Source organism: Xanthomarina arctica (assembly GCF_014638915.1).
Lineage (GTDB): Bacteria > Bacteroidota > Bacteroidia > Flavobacteriales > Flavobacteriaceae > Xanthomarina > Xanthomarina arctica.
Map to the genome: position 1 here is coordinate 584,173 of NZ_BMFQ01000002.1, position 16,734 is coordinate 600,906.

Here is a 16,734-nt window from a genome sequence, read left to right on the forward strand (position 1 = left end):
ACATATTATTTATAGAAGTTGGGGTTTTACCACCAAACGATAAAACACTTTTCTACAAGTCCGTTTGGATGTTTTATCCAGACTAAACGCGACGTTTGCTGTTCTAAAACAGGGGAGATGTCTTCCATAAAAGAAGGATAGAGTTGCCAAGATACTTGAGCATGTGGTTCCATTAGCCAATTGGCTTTATTAGGGATGTGGAATTTACAATCTTTAAAATTTTGTAAGTCGGTTTTCTTAAGATAACAGCCTGAAATACACGCTTTATTGATACTTTGAAAGTGCGTTTTACTAGAGAGATAAGGCAGAAATAGTTGGGCTTTAAACAAGACTTTTTGCTCAATTTGCTCAATCTCTAGTTGGTATTTTTGTAAATAGCTTAAAGTATCTGTACGGTAGAGCAGTGGTAACTGCTTGTTTTTAAGCTTATCTAGTTTTTCTACCAAACTATCTTTTCGGTTGGGACCAATCCAATGATCTAATTCTGTGGTGCCCACAGACTCATCATAGACATAGAACTTATAGACTATTTCTAGATGTACTGGTTGCTTGTTGATTAACAGTAAACCATCTATTTCACCTAAAGTTAATTTGTCTTTTTGGATTTGAATATTTTCAGCTAGAATAGATACTTGCGGATGTTGTTTTAATTGATGGAAAACAAACTGCTCGACACGTTTACCAAGTCTTATAGTTGGAGAAATGGTTTCATTAAAGCTAGTTGGTAATTGGGTTTGTAATTCTAATTGCTGTAAGTTATAGATATCACGTCCAAACCATAAATTGGGCGTATTTAAATATCCGCGATATTGTGAATTAAGGGCTTTGAAATCCATAGCTGCAAATTACGAATTCAAGTATTTAACAACTCATAAGAGTTCATATTTTTTCTTCTCAGGGCAATTTCTGCTGTCTTAAAGCGATATCTTGAGAAAAACAAGAAACATGGAAAAAGTATTAGTAGCTGGAGCAACCGGCAAAACAGGATATAAAGTGATTCAATTATTAAAAGAATCTCAATATTTCGAACCCATTGCGATGGTTAGAAATGAGCAACAAAAGATAAAGTTTGATGCGGAGCAGGTAAAAACGGTGATGGCCGATTTGGAACAGGATGTTTCGCATAGCACAGAAGAAATAGATAAAGTGGTGTTTGCTGCAGGATCTGGAGGAAAGAACGTAGAAGCTGTAGATAAAGAAGGCGCAAAGAAATTGATTCGTGCGTCTGAACATTCTAAAGTAAAGAAGTTTGTGATGTTGAGTTCTATGGGAGCAGATAATCCGGAGCAAAGTGATACGCTTCAGGATTATTTAAAAGCCAAACAGGATGCTGATGCATTTTTAAAGGCTTCTAATTTGAACTATACCATTGTTAGACCTGGAGCTTTGACTGATAAACCAGGTGCAGGTAGCATTGAGCTAGCTAAATCTGTTTCTAAGCAAGGAGAGATTTCTAGGGATGATGTTGCACAAACGCTTATAAGATCTTTGCATGATGATGCGGCTAATAAGGAAACGTTTGAAATTATAACGGGAGATACGCTTATAGGCAAAGCATTTGATGGTATTTCATAGAAAGCTATGATTCCGTATTAAAGAAGTAACTGCTATTAAAAAAGGACCGAAATCATAACAGATTTCGGTCCTTTTTTTATGGTGATTTGTGAGACTATTATTTGCCTTTACTGATAACAATGGCTTTGATGTTTACAAACTCTTTCATACCAAAACCACCATGTTCTCTACCAAAACCGGAATCTTTAACGCCACCAAATGGCATGTGCGGATCTGCTAGGCCAAAGGAATTGATAAAGACCATTCCAGTATCGAAATGTTTTTCTGCTAATTTTATGGCGCCTTCCACATCTTTAGAGAAAATACCACCACCAAGACCAAAGCGACTGTCGTTGGCAATACGCATGGCATCTTCGGCATCTTTTGCTTTAATTAGCGAGGCTACAGGTCCAAAAAGCTCATCGTGGTAAGCTGGTTGTCCTGGTTTTACATTGCCTAAAACGGTAGCAGGATAATAGTAACCATCGCCTTTAGGTATTTGTCCACCACAAAGAATTTCGGCACCATTGGCTACACTTTCAGTTACTTGTTTGTGAATGTCTTCGCGTAAATCTTTTCTAGCTAAAGGCCCTAATTGTGTTTTTTTATCTTTTGGATCACCCAGGGTTAACTGAGACATGGCTTTAACGAAACCCTCTTTGAATTGCTCGTAAACAGCTTCTACAGCAATAAATCTTTTAGATGCAATACAGGTTTCGCCATTGTTATAGGTTCTACCTTTAACGGATTCTTTAATGGCATTCTCCATATCGGCATCTTCCAAAATGATGTAGGCGTCATTACTACCAAGTTCTAAAACCGTCTTTTTAATTTGTGCTCCGGATTTTTCACCTATAGCTTTACCAGCGTCAGGACTTCCCGTAAGGGTAACACCGCGCACCAGTTTGTTTTTAATAATGGCATCTGATTGGTCGTGATCTATAATTAGAACGGTGAATAAACCTTCTGGTAAACCAGCCTTCTTGAATATAGACTCTAATAATACGGCAGTTCCTGTAACATTGGAGGCATGCTTTAATAAGACGCTGTTTCCAGCCATGAGGTTGGTAATTGCGTATCTAATAACTTGGTAAGACGGATAGTTCCAGGGTTGAATGCCATAAATAATTCCAATAGGAGCGTAGGTAATGATTCCTTTACCACCGTTAGATAATTCGCGGGTTTCGTTTTTTAATACTTTAGCGGCATTATCGGCAGCATAGGTACAAATACCCGAACATAAATCTACTTCCTGATAACTTTGTTTCAGCAATTTACCCATTTCATCTGTCATGAGTTCGGATAAGACCTCTTTAGAATTCTGTAATTCTTTCCCAATTGCTTTTATTATTTTTCCACGTTCTTCAAAAGACATGAAGCGCCATTCTAAAAAGGCTTTCTGAGATTTCTCAATCTTTTCAGACACCTCATTATCTGTGATATAGGTATAGGAGGAAAGGTCTTTTCCAGTGGCAGGATTGATGGTTTTGAAGGATTTGTTTTTAGTTTCAGTTTTCATATACTAAGTTTCTATATTTTTTGCATTATTGTATTGTAAGTTACATAGATAGCGACCTGAATGCTTGCTGTAAACCTTAAGATGTTAACGCATTTGGAATGGTGTTTGGTTTGTGGTGTGTGGCTTATGGTGTGTGGTGTTTGGTTTGTGGTGTTTGGTGTATGGTGTATGGTGTGTGGCAGGAATTTACAAATACGATGTTAGATATGTAGTTTATGAAAGGGACAGGTGCTTTGAAATATTCTATTTTACATAATATAAATTATAGTACAATTATAATTATGGATGATTTCGTGGAGGGAGCTATTTATAACAATGTTGTCGTACTGGTGACATTATAATATTGTTAGTACCATCATTCTTTTGATAACATTAATGACGGTACTAAATAATCTGTCTTATTTGGTTTTCATTGGTGGTAAATCGAAAGCTGTTGCGTCATGCTCGAAATGATTTCTATGTGAACCATCGCAAAAAGGTTTGTTACTAGAAAGTCCGCAACGACAGATACCTAAAACTGTTCGGCCTTGCAAGTTATATTCGTTGCCTTGGCTATCTACAATTTCGAAATCGCCTTCAACTTTTACAGATCCATTACTATTGATGGTAAGTTTGGTTTTGCTCATGATATTATTTTCTTTTATTTGATTTGTAAAAATATGCATATAGAATTAGTTTTCTCAATTTATAATACTTTTTGAAACTAATTCTACGAATCTGCCTGACGGTTAGCTTATTCACATAAATCTGTGCGATTTCTGAGGATTCAAATATTATGGGCATCTATAGTTAACTATTAGTATTTAGTTATTTGACATGGACTTGATATGGGCTTGCTATGGAGTAACTGCTGGTTGGCAAATGTTTTGCCTGGTTTACTATAGCCTACATACGGGGTTAAAACATGGTTAACCCGCATTTGACCCACGGATTACCCGAAGTAAACCCCAAGTAGATACGGAGTTAACCCGAAGTAGCTACGAGGGAACCCCCAAGTAAACCCCAGTATCTATGGGTTTAAAGCAGGTTGATACACTGCATAACCTGCATATTTTTTAAAGTGTATAGTTGTGAACCTTCTTGTTTAAGGTATTGAATACCGAACCAAACTACTAGAGATACGTTAGAAGAAACCTCTCTTTTTACAGGGGTTTTGAGTTGAATTTGAAGATTTTTATGCTCTATTTTACATAATAATGCCTCTGTTTTTTGACTGATGCCCAGGGCATTTTGTTTTGGAGCTACTGGTCTGTATGTTTTTTGGCCTGGACGGCATGTGTAATTTGATACTAAAGACAGTGCCGCGGTAAGCTGAAAATGTGTGGCTGTTTTTGGTTTGTTTACCAGATGGATTTGAGAACTTTCTGGAATGCTTATGGTAATTATACGTCTTTTTTTATGGCTTGTAACTACTGGAGTTGCTGTATATACTTGATCGAGGTTTTTTCTTGGTTTAAGAGGAAAGCCTATTAGGGCTTTTGGCTTGTTTGTTAGATTGGCTTCTCTTTTACCAATGGTACCACTCCCCTCTTTGATTATTTGATAACAGACCCTAGTTAAGCGACTTGCCATTTTAGGATCTTGAAAGTCTTTTACTGTTTCTAAAACCCCTGTTCTTATGGCTTTTGATAGTCTGGATGCCATACCAAATTCTAGATTTCTTGCTTTTAATTCTGCGAAGGCTGGATCTGTTTGAATGCGCTCTTTGGAAGGCCCATTAGCCGTACGGGAAAGATATATGCCTTTAAGCGGGTAATAGCTTTTACCGTTTAGTTTGCCATGTATTAATATGATTCCTTTTTGCTTAGGCATTTGGTTCTTAGGTGTTTGGGTTAATCTAAGATAAGGAAAAAATGGATATGTTGGTGTTGGGTTTGTTAAAATGTTTGAGATTAGCTATTAATAGCAGTGTGTAATAAGCCATTAAAACAGGCCTTTGCTATAGCAAAAAGTGGATTGCCATATATTGAAAACTTTGTTTCAAGATTAGCTTAAAATTGCTTGTTTTTGTTAGCTACTGTACTTGTTTAAATAATATGCGCATACTTCATAAGTTTCCTCAAGAGCAGAAAAATTAAGATATAAATTCCATTTCTTATTATACTCTTGATAAGAGCCATGTAAAATCAAGTCTCTGTCATCTTTAAATCTTCCTTTAAGAAAATCTAAACGCGTATCTAAATCAATCAATACATTTTCTCTATCTATCCCAAATTCGCTTCGATATTCTTTTAATGTTTTATCCTTTCCGAGCATTAGAGATAGTTTTGTTTCATCAATAGTTATGTCTTTTTTCCAAGTTACATCTCTTAATAATCTATTTAATGACATGTATTTATCTTCCGAGAAATTTTCTCCTAGTTCGTGGGGTATTGAAAGAAAATTAGCTAATTGCCTAACCATTCCTTCAATGGTTGTCATTAGGATTAAATTACATCCTCTAAATAGCTTTTTGTCATAACATTTAATAGCTTCATTAATGCTATCAGTGAATGAAAGATAAAATTCGTGATGTTTAAGGTTTGGAATAATTTTAGTTTTGATTTTTTCTAATAAATCTGGTAAATGTTTACCTAAATCGTCTAAATTCAATTCTCCTTTGGACATCTGAATTGCCTGTAAAACAGTTACTCTTCTCGACCATAGAATTTCTGTTCTAATCGCAATATGAAAAGAATTCGATAACATGAATGTAAGGTCTGGTTCGAAAGGTCTGTTCAGACTAATACTGAATGGTTTTTCCTTTTCGCTTTTTAAATTCTCACAATAAATCTTGATTTTGTCTTCATCTAATTCCTCCATTAGTTGTTTGACGTATCTAGATAAGTTTTCAATACATTTTTCAGTTTTGAGTTCCTGTCGTTTTGTAAGTTTATCTAGACCAGGCCTAATTGCAAATTCCTTCATCTGCATCATGCAATTATCTATCGTTCTTTTAATTCCATTTTCGCGTTCTAGATAGTCATTTTGAATATCTGTTGGATTTTCAAAATCAAAAATTTGAGTTTTTAATTTGTCGATTATTTCTCCAATTGTAAGTGAATGCGATATCATTTTGAGGTATTGTAGCTAACTTTTATGTATATGAGCTGTGGCGTGTTTTAACACGAAACTCTCCAAATATAATCTAACTTTGGGAAATCCATAGATTTTCCAAATGGGTACAGACCAAGCCATAGCTTATATACGGTTTTGTAAACTGGGCTTAACCGCGCCCATATTTTCTAAATGCTGTAATTGTCTGATATATTCCATAACTAATAAATATCCTTGCAAGCCATATAACAAGACTAATTTCCCACGATTTATTTTGAATTTCAAATTTTTCAAGTTCTAATTTTGGGAACGATGTTATAAATAAAATTAATTCTTTATAATTTGGATATTGATGCGATTCTATATTTAAAGTAAAAAAATATAGAACACAGAAAATAACGGAAACTATAATTGTAAATAAAACACCTCTTAACCAACTGCGACCATTATTGTTTGAAATCCAATTTAAAAATAGAAGTATGGAATCTGCACTAAATTTTTTACTTTTTAATAACTCTATATGTTCAAGCGATTTATATTTATTAGCGTTATCAAAATCGCCGTTTGTTCTTGCAACTTCCTTTAATTGTGTGTAAACATTTTTAAGATTTTCTTTTCTTTTTGATTTATCCTTAATTCCATAACCAACCTTTGGATTTGAACTTGAGGATAATATTGTATTGGGATATTTTTTAAGACTTATGCCATTCAGTTTACTATCTGCAATGACTATCTCTTCGAAAATATTAATATCTGAATTTATAAAGTTTAAGTTTCCGACTATAGAATCTTGAATTATTAAATGCAATCCCGATAAAATATTAGTGAAGAAGACAGAACCTATATTATGAAATTCCGATAATACTAAAGAGCTAATATTTGCCTCTTTGAAAAAGATATTGCCAAAATTAATATCTCTGATATCAATATCTAAATAAGCTCTTTCAAGAACGATATTTCCTTGATTCACTCCACTAATTCTTACCATTATCATATCTTCATTTTTCGTTGTATCTGTGTATGAATTGAAGTGAAAAAGCTGTTTAAAATTATTATTCGAAAAATTCAAATATTTAATGTTTGATAAGTTCACGCTCATATCCTTGTCAAAAACACTTGAATGTATTGACAAATCTTTAATTTCTAATTCTCGTGTTTTGTTATCGAGGTAATTATAGCCATTTAAGTATATCAGACCGTTGAAATTACTTCTGGAAAATCTTATATATTGAAAAAAGCCTTCTTGAAAATCAATCCGACTGTTGAAAGTTGAAGATTCAAAAAACAGATATTCTGTGATAATCTTTTTCTCAAAATTTATATGATTATTAAATATTCCTTCAAAATGAATTGAGTCATAATTTCCCGCTTTAAAAATAATTTGGGAATAGTTAATGTTTGATTTTATACTTAAATTCTTGATTCTGTTTTGCGCTAAAAATTCGATTGTTGAATCTCTATGAGTGAACTTATTATTTACTTCCCTTAATTCTAATTTTTCGACATTTAGTTGAACAAACTGAAGATATTGGTAGTGTCCATTAATCGTTATTTCATTAGAATTAATGTCTCTTAAAGTACAATAAGAGCGACAATTATTTTCTGTAATACTAAATTTTTTTTTGAACTCACAACTTGAAAAGCCAAGAATAAAAATGTTAGAATTAGTGAGACTAAATACATTTTCAAATTTGCAATTGTAAAAACCGAATTCTCTAACCGTAATGTTGTCAAAAGAGGTTATTCCTTTAAAGGTGCAATTATTAAATAGAATATCTTCTTCAGCGGTAAAACCCTTTTCTAAAATACTGGAATCAAAAGTTTGGTTATTGAAAACCTGTTTATCAGTCAATATGCTGTTCTCAATCTTTTTAGCCATTAGTTTTGAAGTTATTACGGATTTTTTTTAGCCTTGTTTACAACGGTTTTGTATATGAAAAGTGCGTGCTTGTGTCAGAGGATTTATGTAATTAGGGTCGTGCCAAGCAATTAATTATACCATGTGTTGTCTGTAGCTTTTATTTTTTATACCCTTTAAAATTACTTATCATTTCATCATTTTCTAACATAATTATTACATTAAGACCTGACTGTTTTTTTATGCAAATTGCTGTATTTCTGCCTAGGTTATCAGTTGCTAATATATTACAAAGAGGGTCGTGACCAACGTGTTGAGTTGGAGTATATTTAAAAATTGTTCCATCTCCAGTTTTAAGTTCAAAAGTGTTGTCATATTTTATGGTGAAATAGGCTTTTTCTTCTAATTCTCGACCATTCATTTCCGTCAATATAAATGTTGGCGGTCCTTGAGGGCCACTTTCTGTAGGATAATTTGTTTTAGTTTTTTTGTCTGAATTATCACAACTAAAGGCAAATCCTAAAATCAAAATTGTAACAAATATTTTTCTCATTATCTATGTTTTTTGATTTACACACAACCAGTTATATAAACAAACTCAACTCCATAAAAATAACACCGGTAACCACGCTAATTTACACTAATTTATAAAACATGGGTTATGGAAACCCGTAAGCCCTACTCTATTTATTTGTGTTTATTTTTTTAAAGCAATGTTTCTATAATATGTTCAACATCTTTTGCATCCAATTCGAACCATTCGCCTCTCAATCTTTTTTCCGAATATGTGTCGTGTAGTGCTTTTTCAATACTTTCTGCAATTTTTCTAATCGGAAACTTTTTCGATGCAATCATTTCTATTGTAGGCTTTTCACTCTGTAATGTTTTTTCCCTATATTCTGGATTGTTAGAAATTCCAATTTTATAATAATCGTTTCTTGTATCGTGCATTAAATAAACAAAACAAAATTCGGTCAAAACTTCTTTGATAGAGTCATTTTGTTTTAGTTCTGTTGGTTGATAATCAGGTATTGTATGTTTTACTAAGTCAATGTATTCAGTTGCGAATTTTTTGATGACAATTTGTATATTATTCTTTGTCGAATAGTCGTCTCCACTGCTTTCTCCTCCTAAAATTTCTCTTTTATCGCTAACTAATGAAATTTTCCATTTTTTGAAGTCGTAATTTGAAAACAATTCAAGTTCTGACTTTGTAATTAAACCCTTGTATTCCGTTATTTTTTCGTTTCGGATGTTTTTTGACGAACTTGGATTTACTGTTAATTCAAATTGAATTTGTTCTCCATTTTCAAACAAGAAAAAGACTTTATCAAATTGTTTTGGTTTTATCTGTTTTGGGTCAAAATGGAATACAATTTGGTCATTATTGTCTATGTAGTTGAAACTAAAAAGAAAGGTTGTACTAGAGTCATCTGATTTTGTTGTGATACCTTCTATTGGGAACTTTGAACTGACCCTTTTCCATTTAATTATAGTTGAATTAGAGAATTCATCGATTATGATGTTTGGTTCATTAATGAATTTTCTATTTATTCTTTCATTATCATCATTCCTTATGACATACATTAATTGGTTCTTTGGTATATCTAAAGTCTTTTTAAAATATAAATCTATATACCCACTTTTTTCAGATTTATGTATAGTTGTACTATCATTAATTTTAGCTCCTAATCTTACTAATCGTGCATTTGCAAGTATAGATCCTGAATATTCGTATATATCTTCATTTTCTTTGACTAAACTGCCATCTGCAACTAACCATTTTTTGAATGAAGATAATTTACTCTCTGCGAAATATGATTTGAACTCGGAATTTTCTTTAGAATTTTCATTTTTATAGACACCTGTTTGATGAATTTTGTATAATATATTACCGCTTTTTAAAAGTTCATCTCTTTTAAATATCCATTCTAAAACACCTTCTTTTGTTGCTTTAATGGATGCTCCATAGAATTTTCCAAATCCGGTACCTTCTCCAATACGAATCTTACATATTGGTTCTCCTATATTTATCCATTCTCCATCTGGTTTTTTATATTCATAGAAATAAAAGGATTTATCTCTATCTTTTTCGGGGTAGTCAAGAAGATTGAATTCTCCTAATTTTGATTCGGTTGTTTTTTCAGGTGGTGTGTCAGTTAATTTTTCTTCCGATTTTTTACACGATTTAAAAATTTTGTTTAAGAAATTCATTTTTTAATTGGTTAGTTCGGGTTTTTCTTCAAAATTAAACACAACGCGTTATATAAGCTATAAAAGTACACAACTCCTTAAAAGAAAAGAGTTAACCATGCTAATTTACACTTTTTTATAAAACATGGTTTATGGAAACCCGTAAACGGTATGATTTTAATTTGTGTTTTTTAGGAGATGGGGAGATGGGGACTTCTTTTTGATGAAATTAGAGGTGGGATAGGTAGAAAATTAAGGTGTTTTTACTTGTTTTTTGGCAGGGAGCTTTACCGGAAAGAGGCTTTATACTCCATTGTCTAATCTTGTAACATATAATTCCACAATGAGTTATTGTCGTTTACTAAATCTGATAGCTGTAACTTCATTTCTTTATCTGGAATGATGCCTTTGTCTAGTGCTAATTTAGGAACATTGACAGATTCCCTTTCTGTACCTATTTGCAAACCAAGTTTTGTGTTTTTTAAGGCTGTTGCTCCTCTACCTGGATGCGTACTGTAAGTGCCTCCTGATTCTTCTCCTACTAAAGTTGCTAATTGGTTATGTTTAACAACTGCTAACATTTGCGCTGTTGCAGATGCAGAGCGACCATCCTGAAGTATATAAATATTTGCATTACTAATATTATTTGTTGTTTTTGGTTTTACGGTTATTGGTCTTTTTCGACTTTTATTTAAGTTATTATCTTCATAAAAATTAATTTCTTTATCAATAATATAGGATAATATATATTCTGTACATTCTGGGTTTCCACCTCTATTTCCTCTTAAATCAAAAGCCACTTTATTTATATTTTCATCATTTATCTGTTTCATATATGTATCTATGGTCTCCTTAAAAAAATCGAAATTTTCTCTACCTCTTGGGAAATAGTTAAAATTCTTAATCTTGATTATGGCGGTTTTATTTTCTTCATTAATCTCTATGCCTAATCTAGGCTTATTGATTATTTCTTCTTTGTATTGAGGAGCAGGCTCATCAATATAAAATGATGTTGTCATTATTTCTTCGGAATTGTAAGGTTTGAATTTGATTATGTATTCAGATTCATAACCAAAATAACTATGGTAGTAATATAGAAAGTTCACATTTAAATCTTCTCTATAAAAACTTTGATTATAAGCATCGGCAGAAATTGTTGATTTTAATGTTTTATATATTTTGTTTGATGAAATTCCGTTAATTTCTAAAATTTGGGAACCTATATTCATTTCTGTACTTGCAACACAATTGTTTATGGCGTACATTTTTTCATCTTCAAACCATACTATCACTGGTAACCAATACTTGTGGGCTGTACTGAAAAAGCGCATATCGACTATTCTTGTATGTAGACAGCCTAAACTTGCAACTATTGGAGCTGTTACTTGATAAAATTCCTGAACTGTCATTGAATCTTTTAATTTATCTCTTTGATTATTTACAAGTTGCGCATATGATGTGGCGTCAATAAAACCAAATTGTTCAGGGTGCTCTTTTAATGTTTCTAATAATTGATTAAAATCTTCTATTAATTTTTCCTTTTCAATCTTCATATTATACTTAGATAGGATTGAATCGTTTAAGCTTGTGTTTTGAGCTTGTATATTTAGGCTACACGATATAAAAGCTATAGTGAAAAAGAAATGTTTCATTATGTGACATTTTAATTGAGTAACAAATATAACTAATTTATTAGTTTAAACTAATACTTTAGTTATATCAATATATTGTTGAGCGATCTTGATGATTTTAAAAGGTATAAGTGCTTAGTAACTTATGGACTAGAATAGATTATTCTACCTACTTGTATTCAATTTAAGTTTGGAAATTTCTTTGGCTTGATGCCAACGATTTTGTGAATGAAAAGTGCGTGCTTGTGTCAGCGGATTTTCGGAACGAAAAGCGGATGAAAGCAAGTACGTACTTTCCTTTGGTTTAGCACTAAACTACGCATTTTTTATATACGTTGTTGTACACAGTTTTTTATTTTTTCGGTCAAATCTTTTATGTGATATTCAGTGTTTCCGATTCCTTGAAAATTTTCTACAATATAATTTAAGTCAGTTTGAGCTTTTTCACAGTTGTTTTTACCAAGATAATTTAATGCTCTATGAACATAGGCAGTAGATAAAATATCCTTATCGTCGCTGTTTTCAATAACATAGTTGGTAATTACAACACCTTTATCAAACTCTTTATTATAGAAGTAGGTCAATCCTAAATTTATTCCTGCAATATGATATGTTGAATCTGAAACTTCGTATGATTTTTGGTAATATTTTATTGCATTATCGTAATCGTAATCTAAATATCTATTTAATCCTAAATTACTCAATGTAGTAGGATTATTTGGGTCCAATTCTAACGATTTTAGAAAAACCTCTTTTCCTTTATCAAAATCTCCATTTTTACTAAATTCTATTCCTTTTTCGTTTAGTTCTTCTGCATTTTCATTTTCGTAATAATCGCCAGGAATTGATTTGTTTTGTTCATCGTTAATTGATGCTTTTTTATTGTCTTTGCAACTATTCAAGGATATTATAAGCAGTGAAAGAAATAGTAATTTGTTCAGTTTCATCTGGGTTTGTTTAAATTGTGTACAACGTGTTTGTATATGGTTTGTTGCGTGTTTAAGCACTAAATTTAGCAAATAAAAACCGAATAGAAAATCCGTGAGGGTTTTCGTAAGCAGGCTAGAACCAGCAATAAATTATATACGGTGTTGTGCTTTCGTTATTTTTTATTTAGCTCCATTTCAATCAGGTCTAAAATTTCAATGGATAATTCTCTATAATACTTTAAGTTTCTGATGTAATTTCTTTTGTACATAATACGATATCTTGCCAATTGATTTCGATATTCCTGACTTTCAAAAATGTAACTTAAAAACTCTTTATTGTACTTTTTTTCTGCCCAATCTACAAACCAAGAATATTGTTGATGTGTTTCTACATTTTTGAACGTGATATTTTTAAGAGATTGAATATCAGACTCTAATATTGGTGGTCCATTTGTATAAAATTGTTCAATTTTATCTGGAAGTGAATCTGAAGTATTTCCGATAACTGCAATAATATTTTTAAGTAAACCATAACCTTTTGTTATTGGTTTAATCTCGACAAAATTTGTGGATTCAGTTATACATATTTTACAATCCTTATAGTTAAGCGAATTTATAGTGTCGTAAAACGAGGACTTAATTTTCCTATCAATAATATTTTGAATCCGTTTATCTTTTTCATCATATAATTTTACTATCTGTGCAATATTGGTAGTGTCAGCTTTTAAATCTGTTTGTATTTGCTCGTAAGTTTCTTTTAGTTGTTTTTTAGCAATTTGGTTATTATTCCAAGTGTTTATTTGTAAAGCTAAAAGAATACCAATAACTACAAGTACAATTTCGCCAATAGCGTACTTAAAATACTTTCCAGTTTTGTTTTCCATAAGTAAGTTTTGTCGAATTTTTCTAAAGAATTTTATCATTTGTTAGCGGTTTCTGGTAATGAAGCACAACGGTCTTGTGTATGGTTAGTTGCGTAGTTAAGCAACTAATTTAGCAAATAAATCACAGATAGAATATTCCGCAGGAATGTTCGTAAGTCGGCAGTGACCAAGCAATTAATTATACACGGTGTTACCATACGTTTTTATTTTTTCGTACAGTTTATTTTCCAATTCAACTGATTTTTTCAAATCCACACTTTCAATTCCGTAAATCCATTCATTTTCGTATTCAATCCAATTAGTTTTGTCCGAAGCTATTGTCAGTCCGATTTTGTTATTAATTGTTTCAATTTTCTCAAATTCAGGATTGGTCATTTTGAAAACTTTTACATAGTTTTCAGCAATTAGTTCAGACAATATTTTTCCGCAAACAAAGTCAGTTCCATTTTGAGTTTCTAATTCAGGGTAATATTTTTTTACAGAATTATTAAGTTCATACATTCCTTGAATATTATCATTAATTGCATCGATTAGAATGAATTTAATATGTTCTAACATTTTATTGGTCATAATTAATCCTCAACATTAATTTCTATATCAATATGTTTTTCTTTTTTCCAATCCGAAAAACTATCTCTAAAATGCATATGACAATTATCGTTCTTTTCAATATGCTTTTTAACTTGCTCAAAAAATTCGCATAATCTCATAACATCAGATTTGGACGAAAAAATAATTCCAGATTTTCCTTGTTCAGGAAAGAATCCGTCATCATCAGAATGAGATTTTGAAAGGTATAATTTCATATTAGCAATGTTTTTCTTAAATGTATGGTAACGGTTTTGTATATGAAAAGTGCGTGCTTGTGTCAGAGGATTTTCGGAACGAAAATCGGATGAAAGCAAGTACGCACTTACTTTTGGTTTTGCACTAAACTACGCATTTTTTATATACAGTGTTGGCAACAGTATTTATTTGTTTATTCATTTTTCAGGTCAAATCGGTTTATTTTTTTCAGTTTTGAGTCAGATAGAATTTTATTTATTGAATTAAGTAATTCCGATTGTTTTGTTTTTTTTAGTTTTTCTATCCAATCATTATAATCTCCAATCCACATTTCAAAATGTTCCATATTCCAAAACTTTTTGTCAGATTCAATTTCGGCAAGTACATTATTTTTTAATTCTTCATTGTTTAAGTAAACACTTAATAAGTATTTAAATTCCATTAAGTATGCTAAAGCTCCAGAACTGTCAGAAATGATTGAAGTATGAGATTTGTGTGAATCAATAAAGTCAAAAAGCTCATTTACGGTTATGTTTTGTTCTAATGGTAAATGTTGCTTTTTCATTTCTTTAATAGCCTCATTTATTTTGTCAGGTGTACTGTCATAACCAATATCAAATTGTATTTGTTTTTGATTAACTAGACCGAAATAAAAATCAGGTGAGTTTAAGCAGTTTTTAAGCTGATTTCCACCTCGATTAGTTGCCACATCAGAACCGAACAAAGAAGAAATTACGATATAAGGTCGATATTGATTTTGGAATTTTGATTTGACTAGTTCTATTCCAACAAGAATAGGGCCAACAATCTCAAACAATTGATTAGATCCAATCGTTTTCAGTTCGGGAAAAGCGTCTTTCCAATCTTTATTTATTTTTTTAATTTGGAGTTTGTTCATATTGTTGCCAACTCGTTATATAGACTCTAAATATACTCATATCCCTAGAATAAAAGGGTTAACCATGCTAATTTACACTAATTTATTAAACATGGTTAATGGAAACCCGTAAGCCCTACTCTATTTATTTGTGTTTTATTTAATTGTGGCAGATACCGACTTCTTTTTGAAGAAATTAGAGGTGGGTTAGTTGAGAAATTTGTAGATTTTTACTTAGTTTTTAGTGCCGTACTTTTTTGGCAGTAGGCTAATTCGCTAAATTATGCAGTACCGCCATAATCTCTATTCCAATGTAAAAATTTGTTGTAGATTAAATTATTTAAGTTTTCCAATTGAGAGTGTTCTCCAACTAATTCGCCAACAGATTCCTTCATTATTTTTAGTTGGGAATCCGTTAAATTTTCGTTCAATATAAGTTCGGTACCGTATTTTATAATTCCGTTGATGTGTTTTTGAGTTATTGCTTTTTCAAACTTAATCCAATCAGATTTTAATGTTACCGCATGTCTTTTTTTTCGTTTTGACAACCAGAAATAAAACACTATTAGAAGTAATACTGGAAAAGAAACTGTAATTATGAGTATTAATTCGTTATTCATGTTGTTTTTTGTATTTGAAAAGTGCGTGCTTGTGTCAGCGGATTTCAAGAACGAAAATCAGATGAAAGCAAGTACGCACTTTCCTTTGGTTTAGCGCTAAACCACGCATTTTATAGATACAGTGATGGCAGTAGGATTTATTTATTTATTAGTAAATTTTTTAAAAAGTCATTTTCAAATTCCAATATTGACCTTTCCTTATTTTTAATTCGAGTTAGAACACTTATTAAAGGCATATCTTTATAAAAGTAATCTAATGCTTTAATTAATTGGCCATCACGTGTTCGAATACTGGAATCGAGTGTTGTAGTCAACATATTGTTAATTCTCCTCTTTAGATTTTGATCCTTTACCAATTTTAAAATTTCTGTTCTATAATTATCCATTTTTGAAATGAATTCAGTCCCTGTTTCACTATAATCTTCTCCATTGAAAAAAAAGTTATTGGTATATTCTATTTTGGAAAGCTCACCACCGTAATAACTTGGGTCTGTTTTTGGGTGGTTAATTAATTCAGAATAGGTGTTATCCAAATAAGCTACATATTGAGTTGTTAAGCTGTCATAGATTTTAGCGTTATTATCTTCAATAAGATTTTTATTGTAAAGAATGTCACTTATTTGCTCTTTCATAATTTCATTGTTGGCATTAAATTCCTCAATTAGAAGGCCATACATATCGTAAGCAAAACTTTCTTCAGAACCTGCTTTTAATTCAGCTTTTGAATCGGTTTTACAGGAGTAAAGAATTACAAATGATAAAAGAAATAGAATGTGTTTCATAAGATTATTTTAACTTACTGCTAACTGGTTATATCAGCTATAAATATACTTAAAAACTCTTTTCG

Annotated in this window: 17 protein-coding genes; 1 reads left to right on the forward strand and 16 read right to left on the reverse strand. The window is 31.5% G+C overall.

Going from position 1 to position 16,734, the window contains the following annotated elements; all coding sequences use genetic code 11:
* Positions 1–26: 26 nt before the first annotated feature.
* Positions 27–836, reverse strand: a complete 810-nt coding sequence (locus IEV77_RS08840) for a DUF1853 family protein (RefSeq protein ID WP_188463921.1) — start codon at positions 834–836, stop codon at positions 27–29.
* Between the two features lie 109 nt (positions 837–945).
* On the opposite strand from IEV77_RS08840, the gene IEV77_RS08845 reads away from it, so the two are divergent.
* Positions 946–1,575 carry an SDR family oxidoreductase gene (locus IEV77_RS08845; protein WP_188463923.1) on the forward strand — a complete coding sequence of 210 codons (630 nt, stop codon included), beginning with the start codon at positions 946–948 and terminating at the stop codon, positions 1,573–1,575.
* A gap of 97 nt (positions 1,576–1,672) precedes the next feature.
* Here the strand turns inward: IEV77_RS08845 and IEV77_RS08850 are convergent, their stop codons facing one another.
* The 15 genes from IEV77_RS08850 to IEV77_RS08920 form a co-directional block, all read right to left on the reverse strand.
* Complete coding sequence (locus tag IEV77_RS08850; protein ID WP_188463925.1) at positions 1,673–3,073, reverse strand: NAD-dependent succinate-semialdehyde dehydrogenase; 1,401 nt, start codon at positions 3,071–3,073, stop codon at positions 1,673–1,675.
* A gap of 398 nt (positions 3,074–3,471) precedes the next feature.
* Entirely contained in the window at positions 3,472–3,699 is a 228-nt protein-coding gene (locus IEV77_RS08855; RefSeq protein WP_188464837.1) for a CDGSH iron-sulfur domain-containing protein, read from the reverse strand.
* A 391-nt stretch (positions 3,700–4,090) separates the two neighbouring features.
* The gene (locus IEV77_RS08860) at positions 4,091–4,885 is read right to left on the reverse strand and encodes a hypothetical protein (protein WP_188463927.1); all 795 of its coding nucleotides are present in this window, start codon (positions 4,883–4,885) and stop codon (positions 4,091–4,093) included.
* A gap of 198 nt (positions 4,886–5,083) precedes the next feature.
* Positions 5,084–6,127: a hypothetical protein gene (locus IEV77_RS08865; RefSeq protein WP_188463929.1), complete on the reverse strand. Its 1,044-nt coding sequence runs from the start codon at positions 6,125–6,127 to the stop codon at positions 5,084–5,086.
* A 151-nt stretch (positions 6,128–6,278) separates the two neighbouring features.
* Entirely contained in the window at positions 6,279–7,988 is a 1,710-nt protein-coding gene (locus IEV77_RS08870; protein ID WP_188463931.1) for a hypothetical protein, read from the reverse strand.
* Between the two features lie 139 nt (positions 7,989–8,127).
* Complete coding sequence (locus IEV77_RS08875; protein WP_188463933.1) at positions 8,128–8,520, reverse strand: hypothetical protein; 393 nt, start codon at positions 8,518–8,520, stop codon at positions 8,128–8,130.
* 152 nt (positions 8,521–8,672) lie between these two features.
* Positions 8,673–10,181, reverse strand: coding sequence for a GIY-YIG nuclease family protein (locus tag IEV77_RS08880; protein ID WP_188463935.1), 1,509 nt, complete (start codon positions 10,179–10,181; stop codon positions 8,673–8,675).
* A gap of 296 nt (positions 10,182–10,477) precedes the next feature.
* A complete protein-coding gene (locus tag IEV77_RS08885) occupies positions 10,478–11,713 on the reverse strand; it encodes a S41 family peptidase (protein WP_229736626.1) in 1,236 nt (411 codons plus the stop codon).
* Between the two features lie 404 nt (positions 11,714–12,117).
* Complete coding sequence (locus IEV77_RS08890) at positions 12,118–12,738, reverse strand: tetratricopeptide repeat protein (RefSeq protein ID WP_188463939.1); 621 nt, start codon at positions 12,736–12,738, stop codon at positions 12,118–12,120.
* A gap of 155 nt (positions 12,739–12,893) precedes the next feature.
* Complete coding sequence (locus IEV77_RS08895; RefSeq protein ID WP_188464900.1) at positions 12,894–13,604, reverse strand: DUF6090 family protein; 711 nt, start codon at positions 13,602–13,604, stop codon at positions 12,894–12,896.
* Positions 13,605–13,778: 174 nt separating this feature from the next.
* Complete coding sequence (locus tag IEV77_RS08900; RefSeq protein ID WP_188463942.1) at positions 13,779–14,174, reverse strand: hypothetical protein; 396 nt, start codon at positions 14,172–14,174, stop codon at positions 13,779–13,781.
* A gap of 2 nt (positions 14,175–14,176) precedes the next feature.
* Positions 14,177–14,410, reverse strand: a complete 234-nt coding sequence (locus IEV77_RS08905) for a hypothetical protein (protein ID WP_188463944.1) — start codon at positions 14,408–14,410, stop codon at positions 14,177–14,179.
* A 173-nt stretch (positions 14,411–14,583) separates the two neighbouring features.
* A complete protein-coding gene (locus IEV77_RS08910) occupies positions 14,584–15,288 on the reverse strand; it encodes a hypothetical protein (protein WP_188463946.1) in 705 nt (234 codons plus the stop codon).
* A 260-nt stretch (positions 15,289–15,548) separates the two neighbouring features.
* Positions 15,549–15,887 carry a hypothetical protein gene (locus IEV77_RS08915; RefSeq protein WP_188463948.1) on the reverse strand — a complete coding sequence of 113 codons (339 nt, stop codon included), beginning with the start codon at positions 15,885–15,887 and terminating at the stop codon, positions 15,549–15,551.
* A gap of 137 nt (positions 15,888–16,024) precedes the next feature.
* Entirely contained in the window at positions 16,025–16,669 is a 645-nt protein-coding gene (locus IEV77_RS08920) for a hypothetical protein (RefSeq protein WP_188463950.1), read from the reverse strand.
* Between the last annotated feature and the right edge of the window lie 65 nt (positions 16,670–16,734).

Excerpts from the sequence above, each read along its gene's own strand:
- IEV77_RS08840 (WP_188463921.1), bottom strand. The coding sequence starts at position 836 with ATGGATTTCAAAGCCCTTAATTCACAATATCGCGGATATTTAAATACG.
- IEV77_RS08845 (WP_188463923.1), top strand. The coding sequence starts at position 946 with ATGGAAAAAGTATTAGTAGCTGGAGCAACCGGCAAAACAGGATATAAA.
- IEV77_RS08850 (WP_188463925.1), bottom strand. The coding sequence starts at position 3,073 with ATGAAAACTGAAACTAAAAACAAATCCTTCAAAACCATCAATCCTGCC.
- IEV77_RS08855 (WP_188464837.1), bottom strand. The coding sequence starts at position 3,699 with ATGAGCAAAACCAAACTTACCATCAATAGTAATGGATCTGTAAAAGTT.
- IEV77_RS08860 (WP_188463927.1), bottom strand. The coding sequence starts at position 4,885 with ATGCCTAAGCAAAAAGGAATCATATTAATACATGGCAAACTAAACGGT.
- IEV77_RS08865 (WP_188463929.1), bottom strand. The coding sequence starts at position 6,127 with ATGATATCGCATTCACTTACAATTGGAGAAATAATCGACAAATTAAAA.
- IEV77_RS08870 (WP_188463931.1), bottom strand. The coding sequence starts at position 7,988 with ATGGCTAAAAAGATTGAGAACAGCATATTGACTGATAAACAGGTTTTC.
- IEV77_RS08875 (WP_188463933.1), bottom strand. The coding sequence starts at position 8,520 with ATGAGAAAAATATTTGTTACAATTTTGATTTTAGGATTTGCCTTTAGT.
- IEV77_RS08880 (WP_188463935.1), bottom strand. The coding sequence starts at position 10,181 with ATGAATTTCTTAAACAAAATTTTTAAATCGTGTAAAAAATCGGAAGAA.
- IEV77_RS08885 (WP_229736626.1), bottom strand. The coding sequence starts at position 11,713 with ATGAAGATTGAAAAGGAAAAATTAATAGAAGATTTTAATCAATTATTA.
- IEV77_RS08890 (WP_188463939.1), bottom strand. The coding sequence starts at position 12,738 with ATGAAACTGAACAAATTACTATTTCTTTCACTGCTTATAATATCCTTG.
- IEV77_RS08895 (WP_188464900.1), bottom strand. The coding sequence starts at position 13,604 with ATGGAAAACAAAACTGGAAAGTATTTTAAGTACGCTATTGGCGAAATT.
- IEV77_RS08900 (WP_188463942.1), bottom strand. The coding sequence starts at position 14,174 with ATGACCAATAAAATGTTAGAACATATTAAATTCATTCTAATCGATGCA.
- IEV77_RS08905 (WP_188463944.1), bottom strand. The coding sequence starts at position 14,410 with ATGAAATTATACCTTTCAAAATCTCATTCTGATGATGACGGATTCTTT.
- IEV77_RS08910 (WP_188463946.1), bottom strand. The coding sequence starts at position 15,288 with ATGAACAAACTCCAAATTAAAAAAATAAATAAAGATTGGAAAGACGCT.
- IEV77_RS08915 (WP_188463948.1), bottom strand. The coding sequence starts at position 15,887 with ATGAATAACGAATTAATACTCATAATTACAGTTTCTTTTCCAGTATTA.
- IEV77_RS08920 (WP_188463950.1), bottom strand. The coding sequence starts at position 16,669 with ATGAAACACATTCTATTTCTTTTATCATTTGTAATTCTTTACTCCTGT.